General features: G+C 42.1%; 20 protein-coding genes and 1 pseudogene. 4 read left to right on the top strand and 17 right to left on the bottom strand.

Translation table 11 applies throughout. The features are described from left to right. Positions 1-443 precede the first annotated feature (443 nt). A complete protein-coding gene (locus F952_RS15660) occupies positions 444-1,037 on the bottom strand; it encodes a TetR/AcrR family transcriptional regulator (protein ID WP_004930445.1) in 594 nt (197 codons plus the stop codon). Between the two features lie 85 nt (positions 1,038-1,122). On the opposite strand from F952_RS15660, the gene F952_RS15665 reads away from it, so the two are divergent. Next, positions 1,123-2,328 carry an oxygenase MpaB family protein gene (locus tag F952_RS15665; RefSeq protein ID WP_004930449.1) on the top strand — a complete coding sequence of 402 codons (1,206 nt, stop codon included), beginning with the start codon at positions 1,123-1,125 and terminating at the stop codon, positions 2,326-2,328. A 198-nt stretch (positions 2,329-2,526) separates the two neighbouring features. Here the strand turns inward: F952_RS15665 and F952_RS17235 are convergent. The 4 genes and pseudogenes from F952_RS17235 to def all read right to left on the bottom strand — a co-directional run. Next, positions 2,527-2,658 (bottom strand): annotated as a pseudogene (locus F952_RS17235) (hypothetical protein); the annotation flags it as partial. Positions 2,659-2,738: 80 nt separating this feature from the next. Continuing rightward, positions 2,739-4,727 carry a TonB-dependent copper receptor gene (locus F952_RS15675; protein WP_004930454.1) on the bottom strand — a complete coding sequence of 663 codons (1,989 nt, stop codon included), beginning with the start codon at positions 4,725-4,727 and terminating at the stop codon, positions 2,739-2,741. 102 nt (positions 4,728-4,829) lie between these two features. Beyond that, positions 4,830-5,261 (bottom strand): DUF2946 family protein, encoded by a 432-nt coding sequence (locus tag F952_RS15680; protein ID WP_004930457.1) that lies wholly within the window; start codon positions 5,259-5,261, stop codon positions 4,830-4,832. Between the two features lie 84 nt (positions 5,262-5,345). After that, positions 5,346-5,870, bottom strand: coding sequence for a peptide deformylase (def, locus tag F952_RS15685; protein WP_004930458.1), 525 nt, complete (start codon positions 5,868-5,870; stop codon positions 5,346-5,348). A gap of 120 nt (positions 5,871-5,990) precedes the next feature. Between def and F952_RS15690 the strand changes: the two genes are divergently transcribed. The 3 genes from F952_RS15690 to F952_RS15700 are packed head-to-tail and all read left to right on the top strand — an operon-like array spanning position 5,991 to position 8,929. Further along, on the top strand, positions 5,991-7,148 hold the full coding sequence (locus tag F952_RS15690; RefSeq protein ID WP_004930460.1) for a LysM peptidoglycan-binding domain-containing protein: 1,158 nt from the start codon (positions 5,991-5,993) through the stop codon (positions 7,146-7,148). A 17-nt stretch (positions 7,149-7,165) separates the two neighbouring features. After that, positions 7,166-8,317, top strand: coding sequence for a DNA-processing protein DprA (gene dprA, locus F952_RS15695; protein WP_004930462.1), 1,152 nt, complete (start codon positions 7,166-7,168; stop codon positions 8,315-8,317). 39 nt (positions 8,318-8,356) lie between these two features. After that, positions 8,357-8,929, top strand: a complete 573-nt coding sequence (locus F952_RS15700) for an L-threonylcarbamoyladenylate synthase type 1 TsaC (RefSeq protein ID WP_004930465.1) — start codon at positions 8,357-8,359, stop codon at positions 8,927-8,929. A 535-nt stretch (positions 8,930-9,464) separates the two neighbouring features. Here F952_RS15700 and F952_RS15705 read toward each other — a convergent pair. The 12 genes from F952_RS15705 to F952_RS15760 form a co-directional block, all read right to left on the bottom strand. Then, positions 9,465-10,382 (bottom strand): ABC transporter permease, encoded by a 918-nt coding sequence (locus tag F952_RS15705; protein ID WP_004930467.1) that lies wholly within the window; start codon positions 10,380-10,382, stop codon positions 9,465-9,467. A 12-nt stretch (positions 10,383-10,394) separates the two neighbouring features. Continuing rightward, the gene (locus F952_RS15710; RefSeq protein WP_004930471.1) at positions 10,395-11,501 is read right to left on the bottom strand and encodes an ABC transporter permease; all 1,107 of its coding nucleotides are present in this window, start codon (positions 11,499-11,501) and stop codon (positions 10,395-10,397) included. A 39-nt stretch (positions 11,502-11,540) separates the two neighbouring features. After that, entirely contained in the window at positions 11,541-13,100 is a 1,560-nt protein-coding gene (locus F952_RS15715; RefSeq protein WP_011181993.1) for an ABC transporter ATP-binding protein, read from the bottom strand. Between the two features lie 41 nt (positions 13,101-13,141). Continuing rightward, entirely contained in the window at positions 13,142-13,636 is a 495-nt protein-coding gene (locus F952_RS15720; RefSeq protein WP_004930480.1) for a nucleoside deaminase, read from the bottom strand. A gap of 135 nt (positions 13,637-13,771) precedes the next feature. Continuing rightward, a complete protein-coding gene (locus tag F952_RS15725; protein ID WP_004930483.1) occupies positions 13,772-15,055 on the bottom strand; it encodes a hypothetical protein in 1,284 nt (427 codons plus the stop codon). Between the two features lie 251 nt (positions 15,056-15,306). Continuing rightward, positions 15,307-16,254, bottom strand: a complete 948-nt coding sequence (locus F952_RS15730; protein ID WP_004930485.1) for a LysR substrate-binding domain-containing protein — start codon at positions 16,252-16,254, stop codon at positions 15,307-15,309. Between the two features lie 161 nt (positions 16,255-16,415). Further along, the gene (locus tag F952_RS15735; protein WP_004930489.1) at positions 16,416-17,036 is read right to left on the bottom strand and encodes a glutathione S-transferase family protein; all 621 of its coding nucleotides are present in this window, start codon (positions 17,034-17,036) and stop codon (positions 16,416-16,418) included. After that, the gene (locus tag F952_RS15740; RefSeq protein ID WP_004930491.1) at positions 17,033-17,923 is read right to left on the bottom strand and encodes a hypothetical protein; all 891 of its coding nucleotides are present in this window, start codon (positions 17,921-17,923) and stop codon (positions 17,033-17,035) included. The genes F952_RS15735 and F952_RS15740 overlap by 4 nt, the downstream gene beginning before the upstream one ends. After that, positions 17,916-18,566 (bottom strand): Rieske 2Fe-2S domain-containing protein, encoded by a 651-nt coding sequence (locus tag F952_RS15745; protein ID WP_004930495.1) that lies wholly within the window; start codon positions 18,564-18,566, stop codon positions 17,916-17,918. Before F952_RS15745 ends, F952_RS15740 begins: the two co-directional genes overlap by 8 nt. Before the next feature lie 33 nt (positions 18,567-18,599). Next, a complete protein-coding gene (locus F952_RS15750; RefSeq protein ID WP_370458616.1) occupies positions 18,600-19,685 on the bottom strand; it encodes a BMP family ABC transporter substrate-binding protein in 1,086 nt (361 codons plus the stop codon). A gap of 513 nt (positions 19,686-20,198) precedes the next feature. Further along, a complete protein-coding gene (locus tag F952_RS15755; protein WP_004930502.1) occupies positions 20,199-21,110 on the bottom strand; it encodes a DMT family transporter in 912 nt (303 codons plus the stop codon). 77 nt (positions 21,111-21,187) lie between these two features. Then, the gene (locus F952_RS15760; protein WP_004930505.1) at positions 21,188-21,862 is read right to left on the bottom strand and encodes a TetR/AcrR family transcriptional regulator; all 675 of its coding nucleotides are present in this window, start codon (positions 21,860-21,862) and stop codon (positions 21,188-21,190) included. Positions 21,863-21,865: the final 3 nt, after the last annotated feature.

Below are 21,865 nucleotides of genomic sequence, written 5' to 3' on the forward strand. Positions count from 1 at the left end.
AGACACCAATTCTGGCTCATCAATTTTCTGACTTAAATTTCGCTCAAATAAACTTCGAGTAATTTAAACCAATCAATCAATGATAATATATCAATCAATCAACCAGTAAAAATCCACACAAGTTGTTCTTCTATTCTCTTAATGATCTTCTCGACGATTCGTCATCATCAAGCTAGGTCGGCTATGTTACTCTAAATCTCTTCAAAGTCAACAGGTAATTTCGATATTTTTAAAACTTATCAACCAATCCAAGAATCTAACCAATCTAGCCAAATCCTTGTTTCTCAACAAGTTTTTATCTGCATCACCGCCGATGGATGTGCATTCTACAGCATTTTTAAGCCTAAGCAAGCATTCTTGATATAAGTTTTTTCTGAGTGATTATGTTTTAAACTAAAATTAATTTATATCCATGTTTTTTATATAAAAATTATTTTTATTATTTAATCTTTTAAATAAGCAATAATCATTTTAGACAATTCATACTTAAGTTGTTGCTCTTCGATTAAGAAATCATTGTTACTCACATAACGCATCATGCTGAATAAAGTGCTGTTTATAATCACAAAGGATTTGTGCTTGAGTGTTTCAAAGTCCCACTCACGATGAAAGCGATTAAATACATATAATCCCACTTCAAAAAAGTGCTGTTCCAAAACTTGAGCTGCTTTTGAATGATTGTAATCATGCCAATGTTTAAGTACCTCTATGAAGAAACCTTGGTCCGCTTTCATCATATCAAAACCAAACTGGATACTACGCGGAATAATTTCTTCAAGGCTCAATTGTTCTTGTGTGGTGACTAATTGCTTGAGCATTTGTCCCAAGTGTTCACTTTTTCGAAGCAGAAGCTCCTGTACAATTTGTTCTTTATTTTCAAAATATTGATAAATTGAACCCACACTAATGCCTGAACGTTCTGCAATTTTAGGAGTCGTAAGCTGGATTAAACCATTCTCTGCAATACAAAGTTGTGTTGCCTGTAATATGGTATCAACCAGATAAATTGCGCGTTGCTGTTGTGGTTTTTTTCTCATGAGATTCGCTCTTCAGTATGCGAATTGAATACGAATAATTATTCATATTAGAGTCTGATTAAAGAACAAACAGGCTTTATATGCAATGCAAAATTCCACTCCTAGTAGACTGGCGTCTTTTAGTTGTATGTCGCAACAGAATTGGTTCAGTCGCGCTTTATCTCATCTCTGCAAACGCCCTGCTCAACCCAATTTTGAAGAATATAACCTTCTTAAGGAAGCTCTACAATCAAGTGATGATGAAATGGATCAAGTCATTATCTGGATGATGAAAAATCCGCGTCTACATCGGCAGTATTTTGAAACGGCTTTATTCAAAGGCATCGAGCATCTTGCAGAACCCATTCCTGAACTTGAAAAGTTTTTTAGTCTTGTTACCCAGATTCCCGCTTGGCTAGAACAAGACAAGATTGAACAAGCACTGGGCTTTACCTATAAGCTTGGTATTAATAATGGCTTTATTCTTCGTGATTTATCACTCATGGCGGGTTATTTATTTCCTGGATTTAATCAGCCTCTAATGTTGACTGGCGCTTTAAAAAAACAAGCAGGCACCAGACTGGCAGAGACCACTAAATGGTGGATTGATATAACCGAGCCCAATGGCTTGCAGCGTTTTAATGCAGGCTTTACCTCAACCATTTATGTTAGATTTATTCATGCGCTGGTACGTCATCAACTCAAGAAGTCTGAAAAATGGGATGCTCAAACATGGGGCATACCCATCAATCAGTTTGATCTGGCCATGACCAATGTCGCCTTTAGCGGTGTAGTGTTGTTGGGTATTCGAGCTCTGGCTGTTTTTCCAAATCAGCAAGAAATTGAATCTTTTTTGCACTTTTGGAAATATATTGGTTGGCTCATGGGTATCGACGAAAAGTGGCTAGTCACACAGGAAAGTGATGGCTGGCGTTTACTTTACTGGATGCAATTTGCTCATCCTCAATCGGATGATTCCAGTTTTGCCCTCGGACAAAGTTTGTCTCAAGAACCATTTGAACGGCGTTATCGATATTTACGTCCTTTACAGCAGAAAATTGCCTATCAGCAACATTTGCAAGTGACACAATTTTTTATTGGGCGCAAGCGAATGCAAAAACTCGGGCTACCCCATCGTTCAGCAGCATGGTTTGCTTATTATCTGATGCTCCGTAATTTGGCTTTATACAGTACTGCAAAGTTTATCCCAAAGCTGGAAACTGCATTATGCAAAAAAGGCCGTAATATTCAGAAGATAGGTTTGGCTTTATATCAACATGAATCCAAGCAACTGGCCAGTATGCATCAATAAGATCAGAGGGAGTTTGACTCCCTCCAAATCTGTTAGATATTAATGTGCAGCGGAATCAGTGTGCTGATGTTGTTCCATATCCATGTTCATCTGCATATGATCTTGTGAATTAGACTCAGACCCTACATTTTGCGTCGTAGAAGGCGCCATAGCAGGTGCTGTTTTAAATGCATGTTGCTGCGTATGTTGTTGTTGATTACCTGGCATATAATCAGGTTCATTGTTGATTGCCAAATAAAAAATAGCCATAAACAGAAAACTTAGAATAAAAGCAATGATTAGAAGCTTCCATCCCCAGATCGATTTCTCAGGTGATAATTTTTCTCTCATATTTTTCTCCTGATAGAAGACGTAATTTGACAAATCACTGTCTTCTACCTTTAAGGTGTATTGATCACGTTTAAAATCATTTAAAATTTCATGCTGACACGGGCCCAATAGTTACGCCCGACATTGTTGAATTGTTCGTTGGCAGCATAACCAAATAAGGCTGCACCAGATTTATTCAAATGTTCGCTATAAGTTTTATCAAGTAGGTTATCAATCCCTGTTGAGAAACCGAGTACCTCACTATATTGATAGGCTGCATTAATGGCAAAAGTAGAAAAACCTTTACTCTTGCTCATATCATATCCCACTATATTACCTTCGTTCAGGCTGATACGATTTTGCTCGGCAACAGCACGCCACAATAAGCCTAAACTATATTTTTCTTGTACATAACGTAGATTTAAACGTCCCTCCAGCGGTGCAATTTGTGGCAACGGTTTGTGGTCCGTTGTGTTTTCTCCCCATGCATACATTGCTGAAAGATCTGCCTGAAAGTGCTCATTAAATTTATAACCAACGCCAGCTTCAGCACCTGCAATGGTGGCATCAATATTGCGTGCTGGCAAAATGGTGACACTGCCATTTGGATTCGACTGATACGGAACCAAAATAAAATCGTTAATCAATCCAGCGTAGGCCGATACCCACGATGTTAAGGCACCCTGCTCAAACTCAAAGCCTAAATCTAGCTGTGTGGTCTTTTCGGTATTGAGATAATTGAGTAAATTGTTTGATACACGAGAAATTTCCCAATAATCTGGGCTACGCTCAACATAACCAATCCCTGCATAGGTGTTTAAACCGTGAGGGTGATGACTCTCTATACGAATAAAACCACTTGGGTTGGTATCAGTTCGCTGCTGATCATTTTCAGCACTGTCAACTTTGACATGATCAAAACGACCTCCCGCAACCAGTTTATGATTGGGGTTTAAGCGATATGTCCATTCACTAAATGCGCCATAACTCTCAAAACGCAAGTCGCCGTCTAAAGGTGGAATTGGATTTGCATCGCGCATGTACATATTGCCCGCATGTTTATTGCGCTGTGAATCCACACCAGAAATTACATTCAACCTGTCCCATTCTGTTGTAATGGCTGCACGAGCATTTAAAGTTCGACGTGTGACTTCCATCGCCATTGGCATCATAGGTGGCGTGCGCATTTTATAATTATCCATGATGTGATCGTTGTAGCTATAGTCCACTTGAGCTTCAACTTTTTTGATGACATCCGTTAGATTTTTTTGTTCTGCGTGTAATCCTAAACTTTCTCGCTGAAATTGTGTTCCGTCCATTGTACGTCCAGCATAAGCCGCTTCACCATTTCCTTTTCCGCCTTTCAATTCAATCCATGAATCTTGCGTCGGTTTCCAGCCCAAAGCCAGATCAGCATTCCAACGTTCCCAACTGGAATGAACGCTATCACCATTGCCATCCTGATAATCATTCGATACAGAACGATTAGCATTGATGCGCGCATATTTAGTCTCGTCACCCATGGCTGCTTCAACATTATGATCTAAACGCCCGTAGGAGCCGATCAACACACTGGCCTGACCACGGTAAGGTTTATCAGTAGTCAGATTCTCAGGTTCTCGATCAAAAATTACGGTTGCCGCTGAACCCGTATTTGCATATCGAACTGTTTGCGGCCCTTTGATCACGGTAATTCGATCATAACTTTCTGGATTAATATAGGAAGTCGGTGCATCCATACGCGCGGGACAAGCTCCCAGATTTTCTGTGCCATCTGTCAGAATTTTAATGCGTGAACCAAACATGCCACGGAAAGTGACATCGCCATTGGTTGCACCATTCTTTATGGCATTAAAACCCATAATACTTTGTAAATAGTCGGCACCGTCAGTCGCGGGTACTGGCTGAATGGGCTGTTTAGGATCAGCTTCAACAATCAAACCGTTTGCAGTTTTAGTATCCTGAGCTGTAACCACAATTGGTGCCATTTTTTTAGTTTGAATATCATCTTGCGCATTGGCAAAAGTAGAAGCTGTCGCGATCAAGATCGCAGCCGTCATCGGCTGTAATAAAAATTGAGGTCGAGTCATGTCTGTATCTCAAAAACATAAATACGCGCTATGCCTGATACGTCTCATGCATATCAGACCAGCAGAACATAAAGGCACTTAAGCCCCGAAACGAAGCGTCACTTATGTAAATACAGGCGGTGCCCGACCTTGGGGCAACAAAAACAGACGCTGAAGCGCGTAATAAACGTGTCGAAATGCCTGCTGGAAAGCCAGCAAACGCACTTGAATTCGAACCAGTATTTCTTGTACATCCAGTTCGGGCGGTAAAATTAAATGCCCATACACCGTACAATATTGACACTGGTGATTGAGATCATGATGATCATGAGAGGACGCCGATTTGGCCTTTTCGAGCATGTTTGGCATATGTTGCATATGCGAATCTGCATGCGACATGGCCTTATGATGCTGAAGCGCCGACAAGTCAAAGGTTTGGGCAATAGTTTCACAGACCGGAGCAATTTGATATTGCTTCGGTAACAGCGGTTGTAGAAAAACCGCAATCTGTAACAACACTGCGGTAAATCCCAGCAGCAGCCCAATTTTAAACAAGTGCGATGTTCTCAGAAGTTTCAGCGTTATAGTATAACAAAGCCCAATCAAAATTGGGCTGTTCATGCGATAGGTTAATCGAAACTAACGTTTTACCGCTACTTTTTCACGTTGGCGTACTACTTTTTCAACTTTTTCGCGGGCTCTTTGGCGCTTTAATGGCGATAAATAATCGACAAATAATTTGCCATTTAAGTGATCCATTTCATGTTGAATACATACAGCCAGGAGACCGTCAGCTTCAATCTCAAATGCTTCATCATTCAGATTAATTGCCTCAATCTTGACACGTGACGTACGGTTAACTTTGTCGTATATTTGAGGAACCGATAAGCAGCCCTCTTCATAAGGCTGTGTTTCTTCGGTGAGTGGGGTAATTTTGGGGTTAATAAAGACCATAGGCTGATCTTTCTCTTCAGACAAGTCCATGACAATGAGCTGAATATGACGATCAACCTGAGTTGCAGCCAGACCAATGCCTGGTGCTTCATACATGGTTTCAAGCATGTCTGCTGCAAGTTGACGAATTTCATCTGTCACTTTTTCAACAGGTTTTGCGATGGTACGTAGGCGAGCATCAGGAAAACTTAAAATTGGTAACAAGGCCATAGTGTCTCCTCATTTGTGCCATTGATCAGATAACCCAATGAAGGCAACTCAGTATAAAAAAATGTGTGTATTGTCGTTATTATAACGCAACTACAGACATAATTTTCAGGAATTATGATAATGAAAAAGGTTTTGAACGGCTTACGCTCATTTTATCAATTGGGGTTAAAACAACATGGTCTTGCGCTAGCAATCTGTACTGGGATTGGAGTTACCTGCTTAGGGAGCACCACGGTCGAGGCAGCTACACGCAATATCAATCCACCGGCATTAAAAGCGGGTGCTCCAAATGTCTACATTGTTAAAAAAGGAGATACGCTTTGGGATATTTCGGGTAAATTTTTAAAAAAACCATGGCGCTGGCCTGAAATCTGGGCCAGTAATAAACATGTAAAAAATCCACACTGGATTTATCCAGGTGATCGTTTATTACTGTGTACCCTAGATGGACGTCCATTGGTTGGGCGAGATCAAGGCGACGGATGCGAAGGAATTATCCGACGTTATACAGGCAGAACCACGCTTCAGCCACAAGTTAGAATTGAACAGCTCAACAATATCATTCCTGTTATTCCTCTAGATCATATCCAGCAGTGGTTAGAACGGGCAACCATTGTATCTGCAGAGAATATTAAAGCAGCACCATACATTTTAGGTACGACAGATCAGCGTGTTTTAGCCGCTAAAGGTCAGCAGGTGTATGTTCGTGGTCAAGGTTTACAAAATGCTCAACGCTATGCCGTCTATCGTGAGGGTGAACCTTACACCACTCTGGATGAGCATGGTAAAAAACGTATTATTGGTATTGAGTTATTACAGGTTGCCTCTGGTATTGCAACACAGTCAGAAAATGACATTACCACCATGGAGCTCACTCAGAGTTTTAATTCCGAAGTCCGTCGTGGTGATTTAGTCCTTCCTGAAGAGCAAGCGATGTTACCAACTCTGTTTTATCCCACTGAGGCTCATCAGGTCATGGAGGGGGGTAAAATTATTCGGGTGATGGGTTCAATTTCTACCGCTGGAAAGCACAGTGTCGTCACTTTAAATCGCGGCACAACACAAGGCACTCAAGTGGGTCAGGTATTTGATATCTATCAACAAGGTGAAGTCGTTAAAGACCCTAAGACACAAGAAAATATTAAACTTCCAAACCAGAATATTGGGAGCTTAATGATTTTTAAAACTTTTGATGAATTAAGTTATGCTTATATTCTTGAAAGCAGCCTACCAGTCAAGGTAGGGGCAGAAATAAAACCACCTCGTGAAGAGGATTAACACTTTTTTATATTTTTATGATTACAATACTTTCATCACATCACTACCACACCATCAAGGTGTGGTATGTATTACAGCATTCACTTTCAGGCTTCAAAAAACTCATTCATTATTTTGGTGATTGTGAAACAGCACTACAACCCCAGCGTTTAAGTGACTGGCAAAAGCTCGGATTACATGCCAATCATCTAAAGCGCCTAGAGGAAGTCCATACATTACAAGGACAGCAGCAATTCGAAAAGATGCTTGCTCAGCTTCAAACCCATACCGATTTTATTGTGACACCCGATGATCCCGCTTATCCATCGCAGTTAATTCCCTATCAGGATCGCCCTCCCATTCTATTTGGTCAAGGCTCAATACAAAGCCTGATCCAACCACAAATTGCAGTCGTGGGTAGTCGTAAACCCAGCCCTCATGGTCGACAGGTAGCATATGACTTTTCTTATTTTTTAAGTGAAAAAGGTTTTTATATTACCAGCGGTTTAGCCCATGGAATTGATGAAGCTGCACATCAGGGGAGTCTGGTACACCACCGCGCAATAGCTGTGGTCGGAACAGGGTTAGATCTATGCTATCCATCAGGCAATAAAGCCTTGAAACAGCACATACGAGATCAGGGTGGTGCGATCGTTAGTGAATTCTTGCCAGGAACACCACCTTTACAAGCCCATTTTCCGCGACGCAACCGTATCGTGAGTGGCTTAAGTCTAGGTGTTCTGGTGGTTGAAGCGACATTGAAAAGTGGCTCATTAATTACCGCCAATAAAGCGGCAGAACAAGGTAAAGTTGTTTTTGCGATTCCAGGCCATATTTATAGTGAGTTTCATCAAGGCTGCCATCAACTGATTCGCGAAGGTGCGATTTTAGTCGATCACCCCGAACAGATCATTGAAGACCTGGCACTTCCGACCCATTGGCATAGTCAGTCTACTGCATCGGGAGAAGCCAATGCCGATGATTCAGGCAAAACCGATGATGCTGATTTACCTGATGACTTGCTTCCCCTCTATCAGCTTCTAGACTGGCAAGGTCAAGATCTGGATCAGTTGGCACAACACTATCAGGGTTCAACAGCCGAACTAACAGCTCAATTGATGGAACTTGAACTACTGGGTGTGTGTATTCAACAATCAGGTCGCTATCTGCGTTGTAGAAGCCCCTATTAAGGTTCACAATGAGTTTATTTTTAAGTTTGGAGTTTGATTATGCTGACTACCTCAGTCGCTGAAGCCGCACATTGTTTAAAGCAGGGACAGGTTTTGGCATATCCGACAGAGGCTGTTTGGGGATTAGGATGCGATCCATTTAATGAACTGGCATTTCGCCAGATTTTAGCGCTGAAACAACGTCCTATCGAAAAAGGCGTTATTTTACTTGCTGGTGATGTGGGACAGATTGAATATCTTCTAGCTGATCTGGATGAAACAATTCGTGCTCAGGTCATTGAAAGCTGGACGACGCGTTCTGTAGATGAACGAGCTATTACCTGGCTATTGCCTGTAAGTTCAGATCAGGTTCCAACATGGATTACAGGCCAACATCATCAGGTTGCGGTGCGGGTCACTAATCATCCTTTATGTGTTGCGCTTTGCCATGCGTTTAATGGATTCATCGTTTCGACCAGTGCCAATCCAGCTGGATTAGAGCCTGCACGCTCTTTACAAGAGGCCAGTGCTTATTTTGGTCAAGGCTTAAATTATCTAAATGGTGATCTAGGCTTAAGTCAGCAACCGAGTCGTATTATCGATGCAACAACAGGCAGAGTCATACGTGATTGATATCAGTCATCAATTAAATGCAAATAATTATCGTTAATTTATATTAATTATCCACTGCAGACTTAAGATTTGGCCCAAAGTCAGAATAAAAAAAAGCTCAGTCATATGAGAATGACTGAGCATAAAAAGGGATGTGAATCAATCACATCCAGAGGGTTTGTGAATCTGGCTGAGCATACACATAATCAAATGATCTACTGTATTTTTCAGTGCGCGTATTATGCGAGAATCTTTTCATTTATACAAATATATTATTTATCTAACAAAAAAAGAGAAATAATCATGTCAATCGATCAAGGTCTAATTAAGATTTAATTTATATTTATCTTTTTATTAAATTTTTAAATAAAACTAAACTTTGCTATTTTTTCAACCGAACCCATCACTGATAGTGTAGATGGATAAGTTCCACGATATTTTAGAATGATTTATATATTGATTCATTTTTTAGTTTAAACGGAAGTACAGAGGACGATTTTATTTCTATGAAAAAGGCTACTCGACGTAGCCTTATGCCTTTCTTAAAATATTATCTTTATGGAATAAAAGATTTTCCTAACGAAGCAGGCAAATTCATTTGTAATAACTTGCGGTCTCTTGAAATGAAGACCAATACGATAATCGTTGCGACGTATGGTAAAGCAGCCAGAAACTCAACAGGAATATCTATTCCAAGGGCCTGTGCCTGAAATTGTAGAATGGTGACACCACCAAATAAGTAAGCTCCAATCATGAGCCGTGCAGGTTTCCATGCCGCAAATACCACCAGTGCAATTGCAATCCAGCCACGCCCAGCCACCATATTTTCGACCCATAATGGGGTGTAGACCGTCGAAAGAAAAGCACCTCCTACGCCTGCCATTGCCCCACCAAACAGTACGGCGCCATAACGAATCAAAAGTACGGGATATCCCATCGCATGTGCAGATTCTGGAGACTCTCCGACTGCTTTAAGCAATAAACCTAATTTGGTTTTGGCCAGAATCCACCAAATCAACAAAAAGGTAATAATGGAGAGATAAACCACATAGTTTTGATGAAATAGTATCGGCCCAATGACAGGAATATCCTGTAGTCCCAACAAGTTCATGGCTGACAATCCAGCCAGACTGGTACTTACATAATGCTGCCCTACAAATGCTGATAATCCGACACCAAAAATCGTAAGTGCCAAACCACATGCAGCCTGATTGGCTGCCAGTGACAATGCTAAAACAGCAAAAATCAGTGCAGATAACATACCTGCAACTGCGCCTGCCAAGAGCCCTGCTGCTGGGCCCAAACCTGTTGTAGCACAGAATGCAAAACCGGCAATTGCACCAATTAACATCATACCTTCCACACCCAGATTAATCACACCCGTGCGTTCGACAACCAGCTCGCCCATGCCTGCAAAAATCAGCGGTGTGGCTGCTGCCAGAGTACCTGCCAATAAGGGAACTAAATCAATCATGCCGTTGTACTCCTATACTGCATTTGGGTCTTGAACTTGAGCGATACTCTTTTTTTTGTTTACTTGACGCCCAAAGCGATATCGATTTTCTATAAAGGCATCGGATGCCAACAAAAAGAACAGCAGCATTCCCTGAAATAGTCCTGTAATTGCAGCAGGTAACTGTAAGGTCATTTGTGCTGCCTCTCCTCCAAGATATAACAGTGCCATCAGAAATCCTGCCAGCGCAATTCCAATCGGATTTAAACGCCCCAGATAGGCCACAATAATTGCAGCGTAACCATAACCAGGAGAAATATTCGGATTAAGCTGCCCAACGGGCCCTGCAATTTCACAAATACCCGCCAGCCCGGCCATAAATCCTGAAATCATTAAACTAAACCAGACTGCTTGCTTGGCAGAAAAACCTGCATATCTCGCTGCAAGCGGGGCCTGACCACCCACCTCCAGACGGTAAGCCAAGAAGCTCTTTTTGTTAAATAACCAAAAAGCCAAAATAATGAATAAAGTAATAAAGATAGAGAGATTGACGCGAGTGCCTTCAAAAACAATTGGAAGCAAGGTTGCATCATCGAACATCACAGATTGAGGGAAATTCATACCTGCTGGATCTTTCCACGGACCATTAATTAAATACAGCAGTACAAAGGTGGCAACATAATTGAGCATCAGGGTAGTGAGTGTTTCCTGTGCATTAAAATGGGTTTTTAATAATGCAGGAATCGCGCCCCACAGTGCACCGCCTATAGCACCTGCAATGAGCATGGAAGGCAAAATCCAAACCGATGAGGTTCCTTGAAAAGCAATGGCCAGTCCACCTCCACAGATTGCCCCCATAATCAGTTGGCCTTCTGCACCAATATTAAAAATACGTGCTTTGAATCCAATCGCCAATCCCTGAGCAATCAAAATAAGTGGACTGGCTTTAATGATCAATTCACTCCATCCATACCAGCTTGAAAGTGGCTGAATAAAGAACACATAAAATGCTTCAAGTGGATTTTTATCTAGCGCCAGAAATACCAAACCACCGACCACTAGCATCGCCAGCAAAGCAATGACGGGAGATAGCCATTTCATGAGTATAGAAGGATGATCACGCGGCTCTAGCAAATGCATGGCAATACTCCCCATGTCTGGTGATGCGGGTGGTTTTGTTTAAATCGAAACACGGATCACATCCTCCTGTGGCTGGCTGTCGCGCTGTAAACCCGACATCAACAGCCCAATCTGTTCTGCATTGGTCTCATTGACTGGTTGAGGTGGGCTTAATTGGCCTGCAGCGAGCACTGCAATACGGTCACTAATCTCAAATAATTCCTCCAACTCCTCAGAAATCACCACAATCGCGACGCCTTGTCTGGAAAGGTCGATGAGGGTTTGACGAATGAATGCTGAAGCTCCCACATCGACGCCCCATGTTGGCTGTGCAACCACCATGACTTTGGGCTGCTGCATAATTTCACGCCCGACAATAAATTTCTGCAAGTTACCGCCCGACAGCGAACGTGCTGCAGCATCACTTCCAGAGGCCTTTACACCAAATTTGGAAATACAGGCCTGAGCAAATGCACTGGCCTTCGCATAATTGACCAGCCCCCAGCGAGTCATCCCCATTCTAAAAGCAGTCAATAAGGTATTTTCAGTCAAGCTCATGGCTGGTACTGCACCACGTCCGAGTCGTTCCTCAGGGACAAAGCCAAAGCCCAATTTACGACGTTGACCCGCATGTAAATGCCCGATAGCTTGTCCATCTAACCAAAAGCTTTCTTTTAGACTGGTTGTTTCACCTGAAAGTGCTGTTAGTAGTTCGGCTTGTCCATTACCAGAGATTCCAGCAATACCCAGAATCTCTCCAGTATTCACACTCAGGTTGATCTCTTTAAGAGAAGTTCCGAACATATCTTGGGCTGGAATGCTGAGCTGTTTAACCTGAAAAATAGGCTGTTGCACCCCCTCATAAGCATGCTGCTGGTAAGCAGGTAAATCTCGTCCAATCATCATTTTGGCAAGACTGGCCGTGGTTTCCTGTTTTGGAATTGCTGTTCCAGTCACCTGCCCGCCGCGTAAAATCGTAGCGGTGTCGCATAAACTCTGAATCTCATTTAGTTTATGACTGATGTATAAAATTGAAACGCCTTCACTGGCCAAACGCCGCAAGGTTTGAAATAACACCTGTACTGCCTGCGGAGTCAATACCGATGTAGGTTCATCCAGAATTAATAACGAAGGGTTTTGCAGTAGACAACGCACAATTTCGACACGTTGACGCTCCCCAACAGACAAACTATGTACCATTCGCTGTGGATCAATAGGCAACCCGTATTTTTCAGAAACTTCCACAACCCGCTGCGCAAGATGTGCTAAATCAAATTTTTCTTCTAATCCAAGAGCAATGTTTTCAACCACAGTGAGTGTTTCAAATAGGGAAAAATGCTGATAGACCATGCCAATACCTAATCGGCGTGCGGCGGCTGGGCTATCGACCGTTACCGAACGTCCGTTCCAGACAATCTCTCCCTCATCTGCTTTGACTGCGCCATAGATGATTTTCATTAAGGTACTTTTGCCAGCACCGTTTTCTCCCAATACCGCATGAATCTCACCTGCTGCAACCTTTAACGAGATGTGATCGTTGGCAACCAGCCCCCCATAGCGCTTAGTGATATTGACCAACTCTAAGCGATATGGTGCATATTCAGTATTTGTCGTCATCATCTCTCCCTCTTTTTAATAGGAAACTCGATAAAATAGATACGCTATTGCCAGAAACCTTGATGTGCGACAGCCGCTTCTTCACTCAGACAAGGCCCTATGACTTCAATACCGCGCTGACCACTTGCAAACACAGTACGACATGGCAATGAGAGCGTTGGATTTTCAGGATGATCGCCAGTAATACTTAGAAGTTTTTTTTCACTCATGCCGTACACCACACGCCCAATACCCGTCCAGTAAATTGCACCTGCACACATCGCACAAGGTTCTGCATTGGTATACAGCGTGCATGTTCTGAGCTCTTTCAGGCTTTTTAAACGTGCCGCCTGACCTGCTGCAACAGTTTCGGCATGACGAGTGGGGTCACCTGTAGGAGGAAGTGAGTTATTACCTGCCTCTGTAACAATATTGCCATCTGCATCCACCACAATTGCTGCAAAAGGATGCAGTCCTTGCGCTTTGGTCTGTTCGGCAAGCGCAAATGTTTTACGCAAAAAATAAAGATCCTGTTCACTAGGATGCATATCGACAGACATGAAATACCTCTTTTTTGCTTGGCAGCTTGATCGTTGATGACCATCCCAGACACGAAGCAAAATGGTTGTTTACTTCATGCCTTCAACAGAATGGACTTACATCTGATATTTGAATCCGTGGTCTGAATGACAAATTTAGAAGTTGTAGCTCAAAGCTAAACGGTTTTGTAAAAAGGCATTGGCATCCCCTTCACGTTTCTGTGCTCCAACAAATTCGGCAAGACTTAAACCTTTTAGAGCACCCTGGAAATTGTAGAATCCATAAAACATGACTTCATACATGTCGCGGTCGGTATTGAAGCGGCGATCAATATCGGTATAGGTCAAACGCGCACCTGCAAAAAGATTTTTGCCCAATGGCGAAGTCAGCTCAGTCGAATAGAAGTTTCCTGGCCCCAAATCCTGTGTACTGGTAAAGAAAGGCTGCGCAAAATACGGATCTGAAGAGGTGTTATGCGCATAAGGGGTTGGTAAACTTCCCTTCAGCCAGGTACTGTTATCTTTATAAAATACATGATCGTAAGCCAGTCGCCATGTCAGTTTGTCAGTCGGTTTGAATTTGACTTGTGCACCCAAAGAAGTGCTATCAATATTACCTAAATAAGCATCACCTGTATCCTGACCATAAATGGCCTGTACGCTCACCTCAGGCTTCCACTTTGCCTGTGTAAAACCAAGATTGGCCTCACCATAATAAAGATTGAGCAAATCCTGATATTGTTCAGCCCAGAATTGACCTTTCACATATTTATCATCTAGTGTGATTTTTTTACCCACACCTAAACTGATCAGACCGTCAAAATTTTGTTTGTATCCAGAAAATGGATCGTCATTGAGACGGTTACTTTTACTGAAGTCATCGTCACCATAACTTTTATATTTATTTACTTTGGTGGCACGTACAAAGTTGTCGCTGTCACCATATTTGATATCAACACCCTGATATAACCATGGCTGTACGCGATAATATGAATAATCCCCCGTAAATGGCAGATTCAGTTTCTGATTCCCCACGGTGATCGAAAATTTATCCTGCGTCCAGTTTAAGTAGGCTTCACCTATACCAAAAGTATGTTGCGAAAGCTCAGAAACATTATGTGCGCCTTCCGCTAGACGTCGCTGACCTTCAATTCCCAATGCGCCCTGAAAACCGTTATAACGCGCTGTTTTGTAAGTCGCATAACCACCAACTGTCGTGGTATCCTGACTTAAATCAGAAAAATAAGCATTATTCAAAGAAAATGAATTAAGGCGGATACTGCCCTCGACTGTTCCACAACTGAACATATCTGCAAACTCACCAACACTTGGCGACTGACAGACTTCATTTTTAGATAAAGGTATCGCCGCAAATATTGAAGAACATAAACTTCCCATACCACATAACAAAAGTGCTTTTTTAAGGTGAATATTGCTCATCTCAGAACGTCCCCATGATTAAAATGATCATTAACAAACATGCCAAGAGAATGCAATTTACTCACCAAGAGCACTTATATTAATAATTTATAATGATTGTTATATGGACTTAGATATACTGATAAAAAGATTCTATGATCATTTTTTAGCAAATTAAAATGTTATAAAACAAAAAAATAGAATAAAAATAAAAGCCCGTCTGATCCCAATTATCGTATCGGAAGCAGACGAGTGTGAATAAGGCAGATCATCTATTGATTCAAACTTACATAGCCATCATTACGAAGTACAGAAATAACCAGATCACGAAACCAGCGATGTTCCTGTGAACGATGTAAACGTTCGTGCCAAAGCAGAAAATAAGAGATTTTAGGAAACTTGATGGGCGCATCCACCACCTTGAGTGGCAATAACGCACTATAATGACGAGAAAATGACCGCGGCGCAGAAAAAATCGCGTCAAATTGTAGCAACATGTAAGGAATCATGCCGAAATAAGGCACATAAGCCACTATATTACGTTTTATTCGTTCTTTGGCCAAATATAAGTCGATCACTCCACGCTGTCCCACAATATAAGGCGTGGGCACAATATGATCCGCCTGAAGGTAATCTTCTAGCGTTAATGGACGTGCTGCGAGCGGATGCGACTTTCGCATCAGACAAACCACTTCGTCTTCAAATAGTGGTGCCAGTCTGAGATACTCTGGTGGTTGGGGCCAGTTTCCAATCACTGCGTCGTATGTCCCACTTTCAAGCGCATGGGTATAATCTACATCGTGTGCCATCGAATGCATAATCACGGTGCAATGCGGTGCTTCTTGACGAACACGGCGTAATACTTCACCCAATGCAATCGCATTGAGATAATCTGGTGCGGCAATATTAAAGACTTGACGTGACTCAGCAGGATTAAAATGAACCTGCTGAGTGGCAATTAGTTCGATTTGTGCCAAGGCCTGACGAACAGGTTCTAGCAGGGACTCACCGCGTTCTGTAGGCGTCATTCCATTACGGCTACGCACCAATAACTGATCCCCTGTGATATCGCGTAGCTTTTTTAAGGCAGTACTGATCGCAGGTTGTGACTGGTTAAGACGTTTTGCCGCATTTGAAACACTTTTTTCGGTTAGTAATACATACAGTACTTGAAGAAGATGTGCATCGAGTGCTTCCCATTTATTGGCTGGATTAATCACCTGAAGATCCTGATCATTATGATTGCAAAGTTAGCTCATTCAAATTTTATACCATATGGACAAATTTTAAATGTGCGATACGGTTTTCACCAGTTTAAGTCGCTGCTTTCGCTTGAATGAATCCAGCGACTGGTACATGTTTGCATATCATCCTAACAGATTTAATGGACTGCCAGTAAACCAGGCATAGGTATAAAATAAGGTAAATGCCGTATGCGATTGATCCATCGGCGAATGTGTAAGTCATTATCCAGCTTAACCCCCGCATCGGAGGCCAACGCAACTTGTGGAAAAATCAATAGGTCTGCAAGTGTCGGCTGTTCTGTGTTGAGCAGCCATTTTTGTCCAAGTACGGTTTGTAAACACAAATGATCGTTGAGTTGATTTAGTTTTGACTCCGCCTCTTGTATCAAGAATGCTTCATTATCTAGAAAATATCCAAAATCCAGCGCTGCTTTACGCAATACCCCCAAATTATTTTTGAGAGATTGATTGAATTGATTCCAATGTTTCAAATCATTGAGATAAATATTGGGATACCACTGCTGTTGTAATTGCGCAGAGATAGCCAAAAATGAGAAAAATTGATCAACCGACTCATGCTCAAGCCCACGATCAGACAATAAAGGCGGTAGTATATTTAGATCAAGTGCATCCAATGGTTCATAATATGATTGATAAGGAACCTGTAGCGCTTCCAAAATTAAACGAACCGAATAACACTCAGTCGATAAAGGATCATCTGCAAGCTTAAAGTGAACTGATACTATATTTGAGTTCATACCACGTGTTCCTTTTCAGGAGAAAAAACCCCATAACTCCATTGTTTTTCGAGTAACCATTTACGATATGCTGTTGCCAGTGCATCCGCTTTAGTCGGAATTTCAATACGTTGATGCAAAGGTAACTTCAAGGGTAAGTGATTTTCCAGAATGGGTTTATCCTGAGTAAAAATTTTCTGCTGGAACAGCACCATATCCGTCATACTACTGATCTGGTCATCCAGAATCATCAGTAAATGCGCACGAATCTGGGTCTCATTGATCGGCTGAATAAACAGACAAATCACATCTGCGGGAATAATGCCTTCTGCCTGTGTATTGACCTTATACAAAATCGCATTCAGCGGTGTTGCCACCCGATAAATATATTCGGTTTCTTGCGGTTGTGATGAACTCGGTGCGGCTAGAGGCTGCGTAAAAAAACACTCCGTTGCCCAGATTTCATCAATCGCCTTACGATACTCAACCTGATAAGGTTTCACCATGGTTTCAGGCTCAGCCCCCAAAATGCCTGTATGAATATAAGGGAAATGTGCCATATCCAGAAAATTTTCAATGGCACGTAAAGGTGAGGTTCTGACCCCATAGGCACCACAAGGGACTAAACGCGCCTGAGGAATTGCATATTCCTCCAGTTGAAATAAAGGCTTTTTCGGTTCGCCCACACATATCCAGACAAATCCATAGGCAATCTGAGCATGAATATTGAATGGTAGATCAGATTTGATCCAATCGACTTTAACTGAATTTTCGGTATATCTAAGACGGATCGCATGTCGATCTACGACTGTTTCTAGATGCAGCGTCTCCAGTAATGTTTGCGCTGATGCCACCACCATCCACTCACCCATCAAACAAGTTGAAAACGCGTACTTTTGCTCAGACATAACTTATCTCTTGTTTGTTCTCGATCTGATCACGAATCTTTTGTAGGCGATGAAATGCGTCTGCTAAGGAATGTGAGGAATGCTTCATCATATGCAGCATGGCCTGATCCTGCTGTATAGGTGTTAACCAAAGCATTGCATCAAGATCAGCTTGGGTAAGCTGCCATTGCCAAGGCGCAATTTGTGTTCCCCACGCAGATAACACCTGTTGTATGTCTGTCAAATCACCCTGTAAATGCACAGAGCCAGCATAGTGGTGATATGAACTAGACTGTGGCATATCAAGAGATTGATTTTCATGTGAATGACCACCAAACCAAATCATGCCATCATGTTCAGCCACCGCATAGGTCGTGCTACATAGCGTGCTGGGTACCCGTTGCGTAGGTTGGGCGGGAATACGCTGACACTGTCCATGGTCGGCAGAAAACTGCCAACCATGATAGGCACAGATCAAAGATTCTCCATGTACCTCACCCAGACTCAAACGAACACTACGATGCGGACAGCGATTTTCCCAGATTTGTACACGGCCCTGTTCAGAACGCCAGATCACCACTTCGATATCCTGCACGAAGGCCTGAATCACCTCTTTTGGTTCAAGCAGAACCGAAGGTAAAATGGGAATCCACTGCTGTATCATGGCAATTCACTCCAAATCATATGCTCGCTTCATTTACTTCGGTAAAGCACCTTGTACGCCTTGTACATAGAAGTTCATTTTGTCGAGTTGTGCTTCGGTATATACCGCCCCTGCCTTCACAAACTGCTGACCAGCTTGATTATAAAGTGGTCCTGCAAATGGATTGAGCTTGCCCGATTTCATCGCATCACGACGCTCAAGTACCAATTTCTTGGCATCTGCAGATACAGCAGAACCAATATTTTCAACATTTACCGCACCCTCTTTAACGCCGTAATAGATCGGTGCATTCGTCCATTTCTTGGCTGCGACATCACGGATCACTTTGTCATAGATGGTATCCCAGTGCAGTACTGCGGCTGCCAACTGCGCATTACCACCAAATTTACTCATATCGGAATTCCAGCCAAATGCATAAACGCCTTTTTGTTTGGCTGCCTGCACTACAGCAGGTGAATCGGTATTTTGCATTAACACATCACAGCCCTGAGAGATCAAAGCCAGTGCAGCATCACGCTCCTTACCTGGGTCAAACCAAGAACTGACCCAAACGACCTGGGTGGTAATTTTAGGATTAACACTGCGTGCGCCTAGTGTAAATGCATTGATGTTACGTACCACCTCAGGAATTGGATAAGAGCCAACTACCCCAATTTTGCCTGTTTTACTTTGTTTACCTGCCAATACACCCAGTAAATATGCCCCTTGATAGGTGCGAATATTATAATTCCCCATATTTTTTGAAGATTTATAGCCCGTCGCATGCATAAATACCGTATTTGGATAAGTCTTTGCGACTTTTTCCATGGCATTCATATAACCAAAAGACGTACCAAAAATTACCTGATTGCCTTGTTGTGCCAAATTGCGAAATACGCGTTCCGCATCGCCAGTTTCAGGTACATTGGCGACAAAAGAGGTTTTAACCAGACCTTTAAGATCTTTTTCAGTTCGAATTCGTGCTTGATCATGCGCATAAGTCCAACCATGATCACCAGGTGGTCCAATATAGACAAAAGCGGCCTTTAAAGGCTCGGCTGCTACGGCATAACTGGTAATCCCAACACTTGCTACAGACAACGCCGTCGCAGCTAAAAGCCCATGTGTCGCCGTACTCATGGCCTGATGTTTAATCTTAGAAAAAAGCTTTGCTAAGAAGCTTTTTTCAGCTTGTAGATCGTTGATCTTGTAATGGTTATTTTTTGAAGCAAACATAGAACCTACCCAAATTCGTTATGATTGAAATATGCGGCTGGACACGACTGATATATGCCACTCCTCACGTCTATAGTTCAAAATGCAACCTTCAAGCCAAATAAAATTCGGATAAAACAATCTATACTTTTCAAATAATGGTTATCTAAAAATCAGAATATAAACTCACACTATACGTTTAAGCTTTTTATTTTTATAAGTAGCGGTTTAATTAATACTTATATATTTCATTGCCTTATGTTTTTATTAAGTAACACAGCCAAGTTCAATTGATGATGAGTTAGAAACTTTACGGCGATTAGAATATGACCTTATGCACCATAACAATACCCTCATCTTGCTATAAAAATGCAGTAAGCGGAGCAATGAAGCAAAGCTAGATCGCCTATAACAACGATCTAGTCAATCATAAATAGACTATGGAGCTTGCTGTGAGATCACTCTTGCTGCTTTCTTTTGCGCCATAATGATACCCAGTAAAATCATGATTCCACCAATGCTATGCTCAATGGTCCATTGTTCGGCTAGCCATAAACTTGCAATGATGGCAGTAAACACGGGAACCAGATTCATAAAAATACTGGTTCGGTTGGGTCCAATTTGCTGGACTGCAAGCATCCACAATAACGGTGCAACCAATGAAGGAAATATACCCGCATAGAACAAACTTGGTGCATTTTGAGCATTGATGGGATCAAGCCCAAAATATAATAAAAATGGAATATGGTAGATCAGTGCAAATCCAATCTGAACATATAAGCTAATCAATAGTGGAATTTGAAGCTGCCATTTTTTCAGAAACACACCATAAAATGCGTAGAAGAATACCGCGACCATCATGAGCAAATCGCCCCAATGCCCCCCCATCTGTGCCAGTTGAGAAAGGTCGCCTTTACTCAAAATATATAGCAGACCAAAAAATGAAATTGCGCTGCCCAAAATCGCAAATAGATTGGGGATCTCTTTCAAAATTAGCATGGAAACAAAGATCGTAAATACAGGAATAAAGGCATTCACAATGCCCATATTGGTTGCGGTGGTATAATGGGCTGCGGTGTAAGCCAAGCCTTGATAAAGCACCATACCAAAGGCACTCAATATCGCCAATTGTCCCATATGCTGACGTACAAGATGACGCTTGCGCCATACAGATTTGAGCATAAATGGTGTCAATACAATAAAAGCAATCAACCATCGGTAGAAACTGATACTTGCAGGCGAAATCAGGTCAACCGCATAACGTGTCACCGCAATATTCAATGACCAGATCAATACTGCAATCACGGGAAGCAAAAACGCCCACCCATGTACTTTTGTCGTCTGATTCATATATTACTTCCGCTACAGCCTAGATCATTAAATTGTGCTCAATGACGGTTGAAATTAAAATATCGTATTTCGGACATTTATATCGTAGTCTCGCCATGTGTATCTACAAATAAAGACCAAGCACGCATTGCATGCTCAACCACCTTGGTCAATTGCGCAAGTGAGGCACCATCACGTGCTTGCATGGTCAACCCCTGTATCACCGTACAATAAAAATCGGTCATGGCTTCAAGTGGTATATGTTCTGGCAGGTCACCTTCCGATATTCCCTTTTGTAGACGCTGCATCAATTTTTCTTTGGTCTTGAGGCGTTTGGCCAATAAATTCTGCTGCACATCCTGCGTTGATTCTGAACAGTTCATGGTAGCAACGACCAGCATACATCCTGAGGGTTTATTGGGCTGAAGCAGGCGATTCAGATTGTCATACATATAAAGTTCGAACGCGATTCTGGCGGTTTTCGCCTGCTCAAACATCCGATCTATAGGGCAAGCTTCATGCGCCAGATAATAATCAATGCTTTTATAAAATAACGTCGCTTTATCACCAAACGTACTGTATAAGCTGGGCGCTGTGATACCGAGTAGCTGGGTCAGGTCATTAATAGACGTTGCCTCATAACCATGTTCCCAAAACAATAACATTGCCTGTTCAAGTGCAGCTTGTTCATCAAAACATTTTGGACGGCCACGTTTCTTCTTCACTGCCTGCTCTGGACTGTTTTGTTCAGCACAATTTGCTACATCTGTCATAAA

It is taken from the genome of Acinetobacter baylyi DSM 14961 = CIP 107474 (genome assembly GCF_000368685.1).
Classification (GTDB): Bacteria; Pseudomonadota; Gammaproteobacteria; order Pseudomonadales; family Moraxellaceae; genus Acinetobacter; species Acinetobacter baylyi.

Coding starts and splice junctions, on each gene's coding strand:
- F952_RS15750 (WP_370458616.1), bottom strand. CDS start 19,685: ATGAGTACGGCGACACATGGGCTTTTAGCTGCGACGGCGTTGTCTGTA.
- F952_RS15715 (WP_011181993.1), bottom strand. CDS start 13,100: ATGATGACGACAAATACTGAATATGCACCATATCGCTTAGAGTTGGTC.
- F952_RS15705 (WP_004930467.1), bottom strand. CDS start 10,382: ATGATTGATTTAGTTCCCTTATTGGCAGGTACTCTGGCAGCAGCCACA.
- F952_RS15660 (WP_004930445.1), bottom strand. CDS start 1,037: ATGAGAAAAAAACCACAACAGCAACGCGCAATTTATCTGGTTGATACC.
- F952_RS15745 (WP_004930495.1), bottom strand. CDS start 18,566: ATGATACAGCAGTGGATTCCCATTTTACCTTCGGTTCTGCTTGAACCA.
- F952_RS15735 (WP_004930489.1), bottom strand. CDS start 17,036: ATGAACTCAAATATAGTATCAGTTCACTTTAAGCTTGCAGATGATCCT.
- dprA (WP_004930462.1), top strand. CDS start 7,166: ATGATTACAATACTTTCATCACATCACTACCACACCATCAAGGTGTGG.
- F952_RS15740 (WP_004930491.1), bottom strand. CDS start 17,923: ATGTCTGAGCAAAAGTACGCGTTTTCAACTTGTTTGATGGGTGAGTGG.
- F952_RS15760 (WP_004930505.1), bottom strand. CDS start 21,862: ATGACAGATGTAGCAAATTGTGCTGAACAAAACAGTCCAGAGCAGGCA.
- F952_RS15755 (WP_004930502.1), bottom strand. CDS start 21,110: ATGAATCAGACGACAAAAGTACATGGGTGGGCGTTTTTGCTTCCCGTG.
- F952_RS15700 (WP_004930465.1), top strand. CDS start 8,357: ATGCTGACTACCTCAGTCGCTGAAGCCGCACATTGTTTAAAGCAGGGA.
- def (WP_004930458.1), bottom strand. CDS start 5,870: ATGGCCTTGTTACCAATTTTAAGTTTTCCTGATGCTCGCCTACGTACC.
- F952_RS15725 (WP_004930483.1), bottom strand. CDS start 15,055: ATGAGCAATATTCACCTTAAAAAAGCACTTTTGTTATGTGGTATGGGA.
- F952_RS15665 (WP_004930449.1), top strand. CDS start 1,123: ATGCAAAATTCCACTCCTAGTAGACTGGCGTCTTTTAGTTGTATGTCG.
- F952_RS15710 (WP_004930471.1), bottom strand. CDS start 11,501: ATGCATTTGCTAGAGCCGCGTGATCATCCTTCTATACTCATGAAATGG.
- F952_RS15690 (WP_004930460.1), top strand. CDS start 5,991: ATGAAAAAGGTTTTGAACGGCTTACGCTCATTTTATCAATTGGGGTTA.
- F952_RS15720 (WP_004930480.1), bottom strand. CDS start 13,636: ATGTCTGTCGATATGCATCCTAGTGAACAGGATCTTTATTTTTTGCGT.
- F952_RS15675 (WP_004930454.1), bottom strand. CDS start 4,727: ATGACTCGACCTCAATTTTTATTACAGCCGATGACGGCTGCGATCTTG.